At 39.4% G+C, this 13065-nt stretch carries 11 protein-coding genes; 7 read left to right on the top strand and 4 right to left on the bottom strand.

The genetic code is table 11. The features are described from left to right. Nucleotides 1-27 precede the first annotated feature (27 nt). Complete coding sequence (locus QYZ87_01610) at nucleotides 28-2094, bottom strand: DUF349 domain-containing protein (GenBank protein ID MDN4753235.1); 2067 nt, start codon at nucleotides 2092-2094, stop codon at nucleotides 28-30. A gap of 397 nt (nucleotides 2095-2491) precedes the next feature. Between QYZ87_01610 and rpsF the strand changes: the two genes are divergently transcribed. From rpsF to QYZ87_01590, 4 genes are all read left to right on the top strand, one after another. Continuing rightward, nucleotides 2492-2866, top strand: a complete 375-nt coding sequence (gene rpsF / locus QYZ87_01605; GenBank protein MDN4753234.1) for a 30S ribosomal protein S6 — start codon at nucleotides 2492-2494, stop codon at nucleotides 2864-2866. Between the two features lie 13 nt (nucleotides 2867-2879). Next, nucleotides 2880-3152 (top strand): 30S ribosomal protein S18, encoded by a 273-nt coding sequence (rpsR, locus tag QYZ87_01600; GenBank protein ID MDN4753233.1) that lies wholly within the window; start codon nucleotides 2880-2882, stop codon nucleotides 3150-3152. A gap of 64 nt (nucleotides 3153-3216) precedes the next feature. Beyond that, nucleotides 3217-3750, top strand: a complete 534-nt coding sequence (gene rplI, locus QYZ87_01595) for a 50S ribosomal protein L9 (GenBank protein ID MDN4753232.1) — start codon at nucleotides 3217-3219, stop codon at nucleotides 3748-3750. A 190-nt stretch (nucleotides 3751-3940) separates the two neighbouring features. Continuing rightward, nucleotides 3941-5602: an IS1182 family transposase gene (locus tag QYZ87_01590; GenBank protein MDN4753231.1), complete on the top strand. Its 1662-nt coding sequence runs from the start codon at nucleotides 3941-3943 to the stop codon at nucleotides 5600-5602. Nucleotides 5603-5957: 355 nt separating this feature from the next. Here QYZ87_01590 and QYZ87_01585 read toward each other — a convergent pair whose 3' ends face one another. The 3 genes from QYZ87_01585 to QYZ87_01575 all read right to left on the bottom strand — a co-directional run bounded on the left by QYZ87_01585 (nucleotide 5958) and on the right by QYZ87_01575 (nucleotide 8092). Then, entirely contained in the window at nucleotides 5958-7100 is a 1143-nt protein-coding gene (locus tag QYZ87_01585) for an IS256 family transposase (protein MDN4753230.1), read from the bottom strand. 106 nt (nucleotides 7101-7206) lie between these two features. Beyond that, nucleotides 7207-7512, bottom strand: a complete 306-nt coding sequence (locus QYZ87_01580; protein ID MDN4753229.1) for a transcriptional regulator — start codon at nucleotides 7510-7512, stop codon at nucleotides 7207-7209. Continuing rightward, nucleotides 7505-8092: a hypothetical protein gene (locus QYZ87_01575; GenBank protein ID MDN4753228.1), complete on the bottom strand. Its 588-nt coding sequence runs from the start codon at nucleotides 8090-8092 to the stop codon at nucleotides 7505-7507. Before QYZ87_01575 ends, QYZ87_01580 begins: the two co-directional genes overlap by 8 nt. Nucleotides 8093-8919: 827 nt before the next feature. On the opposite strand from QYZ87_01575, the gene QYZ87_01570 reads away from it, so the two are divergent. The 3 genes from QYZ87_01570 (at nucleotide 8920) to QYZ87_01560 (ending at nucleotide 13035) form a co-directional block, all read left to right on the top strand. Continuing rightward, nucleotides 8920-10017 carry a DNA cytosine methyltransferase gene (locus tag QYZ87_01570; protein ID MDN4753227.1) on the top strand — a complete coding sequence of 366 codons (1098 nt, stop codon included), beginning with the start codon at nucleotides 8920-8922 and terminating at the stop codon, nucleotides 10015-10017. A gap of 28 nt (nucleotides 10018-10045) precedes the next feature. Continuing rightward, nucleotides 10046-10666, top strand: coding sequence for a hypothetical protein (locus QYZ87_01565; protein MDN4753226.1), 621 nt, complete (start codon nucleotides 10046-10048; stop codon nucleotides 10664-10666). Between the two features lie 428 nt (nucleotides 10667-11094). Then, complete coding sequence (locus QYZ87_01560) at nucleotides 11095-13035, top strand: NAD(+) synthase (GenBank protein MDN4753225.1); 1941 nt, start codon at nucleotides 11095-11097, stop codon at nucleotides 13033-13035. Nucleotides 13036-13065 lie beyond the last annotated feature (30 nt).

Here is a 13065-nt window from a genome sequence, read left to right as displayed (position 1 = left end):
CTAGTTATCTACTAAAGGAGCCGAACATTATTCCTCATCTTTGGATTCGCCCTCCTCCTTGGATGGGGTTTCCTCAATCACATCATCTGGTTTCTCAGTTGGTGTATGTTCTTCTGATGGCTTCTTGATCTCATCATTGATTTCCTTTATCCTATCGTTGAATTCATCAATCTTTTTCCTTAGTGCATCAATCTTTGACTGAATTTGGACAATCATAGGATTGTCAGGAGAAGCATTGAAGAACCCAATATTATTCTCATACTGCAGAAGTTCATCCTCCAATTGAGAGATATTGCGCTGTACATTATACTTCTCATTTTCCAACTCTGGATTAGAGAGAGCCGATAAGTTCTTGTCCATGTTGACAGGTTGAGGACGGCGATCTCTTCGGTCATCCCTATTATTGCTTTGAGCATTACCCTTACGTCTTCCGTCTTGTCTATTATCACGGCGGTTATTGTTCGGATAGCGACGTTTCTCACCTTTTGCAGCACGAAGTGCACTGTAGTAGCGATTTAGTACTTCGTCTTTCTTCTCATTTGGAACAAGTCCAATAGATGCCCATTCAGCCTCAATTTCGGCAAGTTCTTCACTAGGGTCATCAAGATGACGCTCTACGAGAGCTTCTAGCTTCTCCACCACAACAAATTTCTTCTCTAGGTTCTCCTCCTTTGAAGCCATTCTTTGTTGGTGGTTTATAGATTTATTCTTGAAGAATTTGTCACATGCACTTCTGAACTTCCTCCATAAGCGTTGTGCCTCAGTCACACGTGTTCCCAGTTTAGCCACTTCGGTCCACTCCTTCTGCATATCTTGGAGCTTCTTAGATGTCGCCTTCCAGTCTGTGCTATCCTTTAGCTCGTCAGCTTCTTGAGCTAGTTCTCTCATCCTCTCGAGACGAGGTGTGATAAATTCGCTCAGTTCCTTCATGAAGGTTCTCCTCTGTAGGTAGAACTCATCTACAGCAACGCGGAAACGCATCCTAATCTCATTGACTTTAGAGCGAGGTACACGGCCAGCAGCCTTCCAATCCTTGCGAATATCGTCCATCGCTTGCTCATAATTACGCCATTCGCTACGTGATGTAGGTAGGGTAATCAGCATATTCTCCAAACGTTCTACAACTTCAACTTTCTTAAGGTAATTAGCCTCTTCCTGTTCGTGCAGTTGCTTAAAGTATTCGTCATGACGTCTATTGATGACGGTCGAAGCATCCTTGAATTCTTTCCACATATTTTCGCGGAATTCAGGGGCTACTGGACCTGTCTCTTTCCATAGATCGTGTAAGGTCTGTAGTTCACGGAATGCTTTGACGATGTCCTTCTCGTCAGCTAGAGCTTTGGCTTTCTCAATGAAACCCTCTTTTTCCTTCCGATTATGTTTGAAGTCATACTCTTGGGCCTCCTTATTAAGCTTATTAATGGTATAATGCTCTTCAACCAGTCTAGAGTATTTAGCAATCAGTTCCGAACGGAGATTCTCAGGTACAAGCCCTATAGACTTCCACTCGTCTCTGATGTTTTGGAATTCATTTCTAACTTTGAAGAAATCATCAGTACTATTAATATTGTCTTCTAGTCTTTTTATAAGGGCTAGTTTCTTATTATAATTCTCCTCCCTTTCCTGCTTTTCCTTCTCAGCAACCTTAGCAGCTAACTCATGGTAGCGGGTCTTAAGATTAAGGAACGCAGCCATGAGGTCATCTTTCTGTACCTTAGCGTCGTTCTTATCTTCACCATTGTCCTCCTCGTCATCAAGGTCATCTACATCATCTTGGTCATCCTCTGTCAGTTGCTCCTTATTGATCATTCTCTTGAGCCGTTTCATCTCTTTGAGGTCAGGAAGCGTCTCTGCCTTCACCATCTCGTCAAGATGCTTCAATAGCTCTTCAACAGTGAAGGAACTAGTGTCAATGACATCATTGTTCTTATCCTCAACCTTCTCCGCCTCAATCTCCTCTGAGGGCTGATTTTCATTCTTTTCCTCAGGGTTCTCATTTAGCTGATCATCCACCTTCACCGACTCTGAAGTCGCAGTTGTGTGATCCTTTTCAATTTCCTCTCCCTTAATAGTATTCTCGGAATTTTGATCCATAGCTCAAGTCCTTTTCAAAATAAGTCAACCACTGGTAATCAGTGGATACAATTCGCAGTAAAAAATAATTCTTAACTTCTGGCGTCTGACAGGCAGGACGATCCCATCTCTCAAACACTTCTGAAAGTTACAAAAAAAAGTAATTACAGCCTAATAAAATGCAAAAAATAGAATTTTTACCTTATTATATGAGTGAATAATACCTTATCAATAGTGTCAAAAGATTATTTTCATGGATTTATATGATAAATAAGCCACCTCATCCTGCATGATACATAGTAACGAACTTCAATAAAAAAAGAGCAATAAATTTCGCTAACTAAAAGATAATAACTATCTTTGCAGTCGCAAAATCGTATTTTTTGTGTAACACAACGAATTTTTATTAATTAACATGATGAACAATTACGAAACCGTTTTCATTTTAACTCCCGATTTGTCTGACGCACAGATGAAGGAAACGGTAGACAAGTTCGCTGATATGATCACTGAAAATGGTGGTGAGATTATCAATCGCGAAGAGTGGGGTATGCGAAAGCTTGCTTATCCTATCCAAAACAAATCTACCGGCTATTATGTGCTTATTGAATTCAAGGCTGAGCCAAGTTTCATTAAGCCACTAGAAATCAACTTCCGTCGTGATGATCGGGTGATTCGCTTCTTGACTTTCCGTCAGGACAAGTACGCTCTTGAATACGCTGAAAAGCGTCGTCGCACTCGTAAGAACACAGCAGAAAAAGCTGCTGAAGAAACAGTAGTAGAAGAAAATTAAAAAGTAGATTATTATGGCAAAGAAAGGAAAAAGCGATGTTAAGTACCTTACTCCTCTCTCAATGGATGCGAGGAAGAAGAAGTACTGTCGTTTCAAAAAAGCAGGCATTAAGTATGTTGATTATAAGGATCCTGAATTCCTTAAGAAGTTCCTTAACGAGCAGGGTAAGATCTACCCACGTCGCTTGACTGGTAACTCTCTAAAGTTTCAGCGTAGAGTAGCTCAAGCTGTAAAGCGTGCACGCCACTTGGCATTGCTACCATATGTAACTGATATGCTATCTTAATAGCCGTTCAGTATTTGAGAATATATATAGTAAATAATAAGAAATTTCATAGAGGAGACAGAATATGTTAGTTATTTTGAAAGAGGATATGCCTAATCTTGGCTTTAAAAACGAAATCGTAGATGTTAAGCCTGGTTATGGTCGTAACTTTCTAATCCCACAAGGAAAGGCTATTATAGCTTCTGAGTCGGCAGTAAAGATGCTTCAGGAAGACCTTCGTCAGCAATCTCGTAAGCTTGAAGCTGAGAGAGAAGCAGCACAGAAAATTGCTGATAAGATCGAGGGAACTACACTTAAGTTTGTTGAGAAGACTTCTTCAAATGGTCGTATCTACGGCTCAATCAGTGCTGCTCTAGTAGCAGAAGAGCTTGAGAAGTTAGGATTTGACATCAATCGTAAGATGCTTGTAGTGCCTGGCAATATCAAGGAAGTTGGTGAGTATGTAGCTCGTGTACGTCTTCATAAGGACGTAAGCGTTGAGGTGCCATTCACAGTAGAGTCTGACCAGCCAGTAGCAAAGCCAGTAGTTGAGGAGCCTGCAAAGGAAGAAGTAGCAGAAGAAGAAACTACTGAAGAAGAGACTACTCAAGAAGATTAAATATATCGAACACATGATGTATTAGGACGCGTTTCCTATTAATCGTATGTTTTAATAAGAAAGAGGGTGTGTCAAAACTAATTTTTTTGACGCACCCTCTTATTTTGCGACAAAAGCCCCAACTTTCACAAGCTGGGGCTTTTCTATATCATAAAGATTTTGTATCTTTATGTATATCAATAAATTAACTATGACAAAGATACAATTTCGTCCATACATACACAATAGGTCAATGCTTTTTCCTCAAAGGCTTGACGAGGATATTTGTGCTAATAATCCAGTGAGAGTGGTCAATGCCATTATCGATGCTATTGAGATTGAGAATATTAAGGGCTTGTACAGTAAGATAGGTCGCCACCCCTACCACCCCAAGATGATGCTCAAGGTGATTATCTACGCCTACATGAATAACATCTACTCGTGCAGGAAGATTGAGCAAGCCCTCAAAAGAGATGTCCACTTCATCTGGCTTGCAGGGTATGAAAAGCCTGACTTTATCACCATCAATAGATTTCGTAATCGTGTAAAAGGAGAGATTAATAAGGTCTTCTCACAGATGGTATTGTTACTTGCAGAGAGAGGTTTTATCAGTCTTGATGTGGAGTATATCGATGGCACTAAGATAGAATCCAAAGCCAATAAATACACCTTTGTGTGGCGGAAAAGCGTGGAACGAAATCGAGCCAAACTTCAGGAAAAGCTAAAAGTGCTGCTCTCTCAAATCGATGATTGTATTGCTCAAGAGAATAGCGAGGGTAGCGAAGAAGTAGAGATTACAGCGGAACAACTTTCAGAGCTGGTGACCACCTTCAAAGCAGAACTAGAGAGAACCCCGGAACCAGTCAACAAGGAGGAGAAAAAGAAAATAAGAGAGAGGAAGAAGCAGATCAAGCAACTAGAAGAGCACAAAGACAAACTTCAGGAGTACGACAAAAAGCTAGAGATACTCGGCACTCGCAACTCCTACTCCAAGACCGACCCCTCTGCCACCTTTATGCGTATGAAGGAGGATGCCATGAGAAATGGTCAGACCAAGCCAGGTTACAATTTACAAATAGCTACGAATCAGCAATTTATTACCAACTTTGGACTTTTCCACAATCCTACTGACACCCTCACATTTATCCCCTTTCTTCAATCCCATCAAGACCGTTATGGTGATTTGCCCTCTACTGTTGTAGCCGACTCCGGCTATGGCTCGGAGGAGAACTATCGTTTTATGGAAGAGTCTGGTACAACACCCTTTGTCAAATACAATCGCTTCCATATTGAGCATCGTCCTCGTTACAAGCCCGACCCATTTCAGCCCGCATCTTTATACTACAACAAAGAAGGAGATTACTATGTCTGTCCGATGGGACAAAGGATGAGGCGCATCGGGACAAAGAGAGGCAAGACAGCAAGCGGATACACTACTGAGAGTGCGAGATATAAGGCTGCGAGGTGCGAAGGATGTCCACTCAGAGGACTATGTTTTAAGGCAAAAGGCAATCGAATCATAGAGGTCAATCACAGACTCAATGAGTACAAAAAGAAAGCAAGCCAACTCCTTACGTCCGAAGAAGGACTAAGACATCGAGGACGACGATGTGTAGAGCCGGAATCAGTATTTGGTCAAATGAAATACAATATGAGCTACAAACGCTTTCGACACTTCGGTCAAGACAAGGTCACTATGGACTTTGCCTTCTTTGCCATAGCATTCAATGTCAAGAAACTATGCTCTAGGATAGCGAAAAACCCAAAAAACATGGATAATACACCTCATTCTTGCCCAAATCATCCATTTTTAGTTACTAACAAACTATTTTTAGGGGAAAACCAAATTCTAAAACATCTCGTAGCTGCTTAGGACACACCCTATCAAAAAAATTGAGGATGCATCAAAACTAGGTTTTGACACACCCTCTTTCTTACTTTTTTCTGAATTCTTATGTGGAGAAAGGGCTCAGTTCGAAGCATATTCGTCATAAAGAAATATATATATAAATTGAGTTTTTATTGGGTAGTGTCCCCAAAAGTGTGTACGGCAGAATGCGTCTCTGAAAAGCAAACCTACATATTTTTTCGCTTTGTTTTCCATAAACATTAAAGATAGACCAATAAAGAATTAAGGCAAGGCTGTCGTAGCACCGCGGAGACACCGCCTTGCCGTATTCTTTTAGGTTGATATCTTTGTGTTGGAAAATAAAGCACATTGTTGTTATTTACTTTTCATTGTTCTTCCTAAGTCCAAGAGTTAGATCTCCTATTCTTTTCTTCAGATAGTTTGCATTGATTGCAATACTACCTATCAAGTGTAGAGCGGATTCTACGCTAGGTAATGCACATTTATATCGAGCCCCTTTCTTTACCTGTCTATTGAAGCGTTCTATCCAGTTAGTACTATGAATGTACTTGCGAACACTGACGTCGTATTTTAGGTATGTGAAGTAATACTCTATCCTCTGACCGTTAGCTATTTTTGTGAGAAAAGGATAGCTCTTACGCCATCTGAACGCAAAGTTTTTAAAGCTCTCTAGGCCATCTAAAGGTGAGCTTCTTGAGCCGTCTTTACTAAAGACCTCCTGTAGATCACTTGCGATGGCTGACTTATCTCGAGGGCGTATCTTTCGAGTTATTTCTCGCTGTAGATGCACCGTGCAGAGCTGGACTTCCACTTCTGTAAAGTGCTCACGTGCAACCTCTTCAATGTTATTCAACCCGTCTGAAATGATTAGTCCTACCTCTTCGAGTCCTCGGCTTTTTAGATCCTCAAAAAACTCGCCCCAGATGCCGCTTCCCTCTGTTGGATTATTATAGACACCCACGATGTCTCGACGTCCTTCGCTATCTAAACTCATCACTACAAAAAATGCCTCCTTGCTCACACTTTCTCCTCTCCGTACAGGAAGATATGTAGCATCGATAACAAGTGCCTCTAAAGTCCTCGGTAGACGTCTTTGACGCCACTCTTCTACTGCTTCTTGGGTCGATAAGGAGAGACGATTGATTTGACTCGTACTATAACGTTTACCATACAAACGCTCGAATACTCCAGAGATATCCTCCATCGTATTACCGCAGCTATATAGATAACCTGCTAGTTCTCCCATCTCTTTCTCTTGATCTTTGAGAACGCCTAAAATCAAGGGCATGAAGCCCTGCTGTCGAGTTCGGGGTACTCGTAATTCTAGCATATTACCACTCGCAAAGATGCGACGGGGGCGGTATCCATTGCTCACATCGCCACTATCTTCTTTATACAGTTCCCTCTCCCCTTGCATCGCTATTTCGATGATTAACTCCATTAAACGACCAACTCCATTTGGCTCTGTCATCACGTTTGATAGAATTTCCTTAAATTGCATTTGTGTAAGTCTCATCTTCTTGTTTATCTTTTGTTTTTAACTTTTCAAAGATAACATTCTTGGGACTTACACACTTTTTGGGGACAGTATCTTTTATTGGGAACGCTCAAGTGCCTTGATTATCATCATCTGAGATAAAATAGCTCTTGAGAGCTTCGTAGTGTTGCCTAAATGCTTCTCGCCCCTCTTCTGTGCTTCGACAGGTGGTGCGTGTTCGTTTCCCACTAAAGCCTTTTTCGACTTCGATATAGCCTGCCTTTGAAAGATTATCGATCTGTACGCTAATATTGCCAGACGTAGCTCCAGTTACCTCCTTGATATATAGAAAGTCAGCTTCCTCTACATTCATAAGGATAGACATTATTGAGAGTCTAAGTTCTGACATAAATAGAGGATTCAATGGTTTAAGCATAACGGTGCTCTTTTTTGCTAAGGTAGTTTAGATAATGCCCTGGTAAAGACTGTGTGACTAAAAAGGCTATACCAAAATAAAGCACAGCACTTCGTGGGTCTATCGTAACAAAGAGTATAAAGTATCCCGCTATCATGCTTATGATTGATGCCACCTTATACACTTTGATATCTGCTATGAAAGCCATGATAGAAGAGCCAATACCGATCAAGATAAGGATGATGGATAATATTATATTTGATCCTATGAAGCTAATTACTAACGCATTCAGGCCTAATATAATCCATATAATATCTATGGTACGATCTATATGATTTTTCACCAATGTCTGTCTTTTTTGTGATCGACGCAAAGTAAAGTATATGGCACCCCCCAAGATGGGGATTATGAACCAAAGGAAGTTTACTCTATAATCCATTCTTGGCATTAAGAAGTAGATGAGTAATGCAGTGAAAAAGGTGGTGTAACCCCATACTAGTCCTGGCATCCCTCCATTATAAGAGATCCTTTTTTGAGATTTCTGTATCATCTCTTCTATCACCCTAAGGCTCTCTTGCGGTGTTAATTCTTGTTTGTCCATGATGTTAATTTTTAATTGTTCATATCCTATTATCGATCATGCGAGTTAGTTATAGGGGAGTCGTTTTTAGTGGCCACATGTTCAGGGGCTATTTCATACCCTTGATAAGTAAAACGAACTATCCTAGTAGCTTTCTACACATATTTTATACAGCAAATATAAGTAGGTTTATTTTATAAACCAAATTATATTATAAGGTTTATGTGTTAAAATATAATTGTAGATTCCCTTATGGGGTAGGAGGAGTAAATAATTACTGGAGTATTAAAGAGAATGAGTAAGGGTATCACGTTTTATAAATAAAGCTATGTTTTGGGCTAAAATATATATAGTATGAGTTGCATATTGTATTCTGGTAAAGGATTTGTTTGCTGCTTTTATTGCTTACAGAATGATATTAAAGCAATTTATGTTACGCCAAAAAATGGTACCATTTTGAGGTTATATGAAAGAGAAATGTTTCCTATAGGGACAATACTTTTTTCCTATGAGACGGATAATTTTTTCCTATAGGAACGATTCAAGCTAGTTATAGTCCCTTATCTTTAAAGCCACAAATAAAGAAAGAGAACATGTGAATGACCAGAATGAAAGCATCGTTATCAATTGATTCAAGAAGCCTTAAATGCTTTTTAATGGACGTTGTATATGAGATGTTAAGAATGAAAAAGAGCAGAAATTCTGTAAAGTTGGGAATTCTAACTAACAATCGTAAATTTGCTTATAATTACAACGTATGAACTCATACTTCTCCTTTTAATGATGTATAACTTGATGTCAGATATAGGATGATGATTGCGATGTAAAGCATACATACATTAGTCTTGATGATGATAAAGATTTTAGAGGAACAAAAAATATTAAAAGGTTATAAGTTTATAGACTTATTTGCTGGCATTGGTGGATTCCATTATGCTATGGAATCATTTGGTGCAGAGTGCGTTTTTGCTTCAGAAATTGACCAACATGCAAGCAATGTTTATGAGCAAAATCATCATATCAAACCAAAAGGAGATATTACAAAGATAAGAGAACAAGATATTCCAAGTCACGATATTTTATGTGCTGGATTCCCTTGCCAAGCATTTTCTATATCGGGAAAACAAAGAGGATTTGAAGATACCAGAGGAACTTTGTTTTTTGACATTGCTCGGATCGTTAAGTATCATCAACCCAAAATACTCTTTCTAGAGAATGTTAAAAATTTTGCCAAGCACGATAATGGTAACACACTAAGGGTTGTTGAAAAGACACTTAATGATTTAAACTATACCCTTTACCACAAAGTATTAAATACTAGCAATTATGGATTGCCTCAAAATAGGGAACGAATATACTTTGTTGCTTTAAATAATAATGTGTTCAAGGACTTAGCCTTTGCATTTCCGAAAAAAAATATCGTGAGTAAAGTAGAAGATATTTTGGAGGAAAATCCTAAGGATGGAAAAGTTATTGAACGAGACGATATTTTTTTTCATAAGGAATACACTCCTACCTATGACATGTTTGGTAATGCAAACTTCCCTAATAAACCCATTCAAATCGGTAAAGTTAATAAGGGAGGGCAGGGAGAACGAATTTATGATATTAGAGGTCATGCTATAACTTTGTCGGCTTATGGAGGTGGTGTTGGCTCTAAAACTGGGCTGTATAAAGTCGGTAAGGTCATAAGGAAATTATCGCCTAGAGAATGTGCTAGATTACAAGGATTTCCTGAAAGTTTTAGTCCTGATAAAAGTGTTCCCCAAGCTCATAAACAATTTGGAAATAGTGTTTCAATTGATGTTATACAGTATATTTTAAGGGAAATTTGTGAGGTGATAAAACGAAATGAACAATCTTCAACTACTAGGTTCACAGACAGCAAAAAACGGATTCAAGAACGAGAAGGATATAGTCCAAAAATTCAATCATTGGCAAGTTGACAAAGAAGCTCAAAAATGGTTAACCTTAATGGAGTACAATCTTGATGAGATCGAGTTTGTAAAAGCTGTCGTACTATCAGGTTTTAAAGCTGATATACAAGTTCAAGTAACTGTAAAGCTAAAACAGGCCATAGATGCTGAAAATATTCAAGTTAAGCTAGTCAGTAACTTTATGGGTTTTAATCAAATAGATAAGCGTTGGGTAGATAAATATGTTACTATGTGGGATATTCCTAATGATATAACACAATTATTAAAGGAATATACAGGCGAATTACCTCCAAGAATCAATAATCCAAAAGATAAAAGGAGAACATTTGCCAATGAGTTTAGCGAAAAAGACCAACGTAAATTATTGACATGGTTACAAAATAATAAATCACTTATTGTTAGTGATGTTTTAAAAGGGCGAGGTAAGTTTTCAGCAGAATGGATGTTAGTGGCTCAGAAAACAGACACTCATGCTAGGTGGATATTAAAGCCAATGAATTATTGTCTTAACTTTTTTGGAAATGGAGATGTTTTAATTTCGCCAAGAGGAACTCTTAAAATAGGAAAAATTACAATGCAACGGAAAGGTGGTGATGGGGGACGTTCTACTGCAAATATGCTCCAATTTAAAATAAACCCTGCTGAATTATTTGAATAATATATATGTCTGCTAATTACCTTGTCTGATACCTTCTCTTACTCTTATATTTGACGTCACATTTCAATTTTGAAAAAACTATTCGAAATTGATATAAAAACATAACATGCAAATATGATATCTCTCAAAGGAGAATAAATTTTTGTCGCTAATCATTTATCGAAGGAAAATGCAGGACGGTCAAGTAAGACCACTTGCAGACTTACGGCTAAAGGTAGAAAAGCCATAGAGCAGTATGTCACTATTTTGCATGAGGATTATATTGGTTTTGGTAAGAAAGGATCATCGGTGTAGTAATAGATTTGGTTATCACTACTAATTTGATGATTTTTGTACTACCTTTGACTAGTTGTGAGGACTATGTCCATAGACAAGTATAATGTATATACACGATTTTTTATTAAATACGCATTGAGAGAACGATCATTATGAAGCATGGATTCGTTAAGGTGGCTGCTGCCGCCCCTTTTGTACGTGTAGCTGATTGCAGCTACAATATTGATCAGCATGAGGCTTTGATTCGCCAGTCTGTTCGAGAAGGTGTAGAGATCCTAACATTCCCAGAACTTTCTATTACTGGCTATACCTGTGGGGATCTTTTTTTACAGCCTTTTCTAATCCGAGAAGCCGAGAAAGCTCTGTGCCAGTTAGCTGATCGTACGAAAGATACCCATGTTTTGGTCATTGTGGGAATGCCATTGCGTGTTAAGGATAAGCTCTTTAATACAGCTGTAGTGTTACAAGAAGGGCAAATACTAGGTGTCGTTCCGAAGACTTTTTTGCCCAATTATAGAGAGTTTGAAGAGAAAAGATGGTTTAGTAGTTCTCTGGACCTAGGTAGCTCAAAGGTTGAGATAGGTGGTCGTGAAGTGCCCATAGGAAGTGAACTTATTTATCAGCACAGAGATATGGCTTTTGCCATTGAGATCTGTGAGGACCTGTGGGCTCCTATTACACCAGGGACCCAATTAGCTTTATCTGGAGCAGATATTATCTTTAATCTTTCGGCTAGTAATGAAGTAGCGGGAAAGCATCATTATCTTCGTTCTTTAATTTCGACAATTTCATTTCATGGAGTATGCGGATATGTGTATGCTTCGTGTGGTTTTGGTGAGAGCTCTACTGACTTGGTCTATACAGGTAAGGCATTTATTGCTGAAAATGGAGTGATATTAGAGGAGATGGAGCGTTTTGAATTAACCGAACGCTTGATCATTTCGGATATAGATGTGGAGCAACTTCGTCATGAACGGATGGTTAATAGTACTTATCGTACTGCTGCATCTCTTTATGGACAGCGGGAGGACGAGGAGAGAGGTCATATCGTTCCTATCCAGATATATGAGAGTAAGGATTATCAACTCAGCCGTATGATAGAGCGTCAGCCCTTTATGCCTAGTACACTTGACCTCGCGGAACGATGTGCCGAGATGTGGCACATTCAGGTTTCGGGATTAGCTCAGCGGCTTCATCATCTTAAGGGTAGTAAGGTAGTCCTTGGGATCAGTGGAGGGTTGGATAGCACTCTTATGCTTATGGTTGCTGTTCGTACTATAGATATGTTGGGACGAGATCGTAAGGATATCATAGCGGTTACGATGCCAGGGCCAGGTACCAGTCATCGAACGTATGATAATGCTGTACGTATGATGGAGTTATTGGGCGTCACCAATAGGGAGCTATCTATTGTAGAGGCTACTCACCAGCATCTGCTACAGATAGGACATGATGCTAAGACTCAGGATGTGACGTTTGAGAATGCTCAGGCTAGAGAGCGGACACAGATCCTCATGGATATAGCCAATATGGAGGGTGGTTTTGTATTGGGACCAGGCGATTTATCTGAATTAGCTCTTGGCTGGACCACCTATAATGGTGACCATGCTAGTATGTATGCCGTGAATGCGACAATACCTAAGAGTGCGGTACAGCTCTTGGTGCAGTATATTGCAGAGCATGGTGGATATGGCGAAGAGGTGAGTAAGATATTGATGGACGTCGTCGCCACACCTGTCAGTCCAGAATTAAAGAAAGAAGAGAATTCAGAGAAGATTACACAGCATACGGAGCAGATTATTGGTCCCTATGAGGTGCACGACTTCTATCTCTATCATACACTCTACAGTGGATACCCACCAGAAAAGCTCTTCTTTATGGCTCATCGAGCTTTTGAAGGTATATATACTACAGAGCAGTTGAAGCAATGGCTCATTATTTTTGTTCGTCGATTCTTCTCTCAGCAGTATAAGCGAAGCTTCCTTCCTGATGGACCTAAGGTTACAAATATCTCACTTTCACCACGTGTCTCATGGCGTATGCCGAGTGACGCAACGTCTAAAATGTGGCTAGACGTTATTGAGAACCTATAGAATTTTAAAATAACGAGGAGGTTTATTTTA

The sequence above is a fragment of the Porphyromonadaceae bacterium W3.11 genome, from assembly GCA_030434245.1.
GTDB lineage: Bacteria > Bacteroidota > Bacteroidia > Bacteroidales > Porphyromonadaceae > Porphyromonas_A.
This window is presented reverse-complemented; position numbering and strand designations above follow the sequence as displayed.

Coding starts and splice junctions, on each gene's coding strand:
- QYZ87_01610 (MDN4753235.1), bottom strand. CDS start 2,094: ATGGATCAAAATTCCGAGAATACTATTAAGGGAGAGGAAATTGAAAAG.
- rpsF (MDN4753234.1), top strand. CDS start 2,492: ATGAACAATTACGAAACCGTTTTCATTTTAACTCCCGATTTGTCTGAC.
- rpsR (MDN4753233.1), top strand. CDS start 2,880: ATGGCAAAGAAAGGAAAAAGCGATGTTAAGTACCTTACTCCTCTCTCA.
- rplI (MDN4753232.1), top strand. CDS start 3,217: ATGTTAGTTATTTTGAAAGAGGATATGCCTAATCTTGGCTTTAAAAAC.
- QYZ87_01590 (MDN4753231.1), top strand. CDS start 3,941: ATGACAAAGATACAATTTCGTCCATACATACACAATAGGTCAATGCTT.
- QYZ87_01585 (MDN4753230.1), bottom strand. CDS start 7,100: ATGCAATTTAAGGAAATTCTATCAAACGTGATGACAGAGCCAAATGGA.
- QYZ87_01580 (MDN4753229.1), bottom strand. CDS start 7,512: ATGCTTAAACCATTGAATCCTCTATTTATGTCAGAACTTAGACTCTCA.
- QYZ87_01575 (MDN4753228.1), bottom strand. CDS start 8,092: ATGGACAAACAAGAATTAACACCGCAAGAGAGCCTTAGGGTGATAGAA.
- QYZ87_01570 (MDN4753227.1), top strand. CDS start 8,920: ATGATGATAAAGATTTTAGAGGAACAAAAAATATTAAAAGGTTATAAG.
- QYZ87_01565 (MDN4753226.1), top strand. CDS start 10,046: ATGGAGTACAATCTTGATGAGATCGAGTTTGTAAAAGCTGTCGTACTA.
- QYZ87_01560 (MDN4753225.1), top strand. CDS start 11,095: ATGAAGCATGGATTCGTTAAGGTGGCTGCTGCCGCCCCTTTTGTACGT.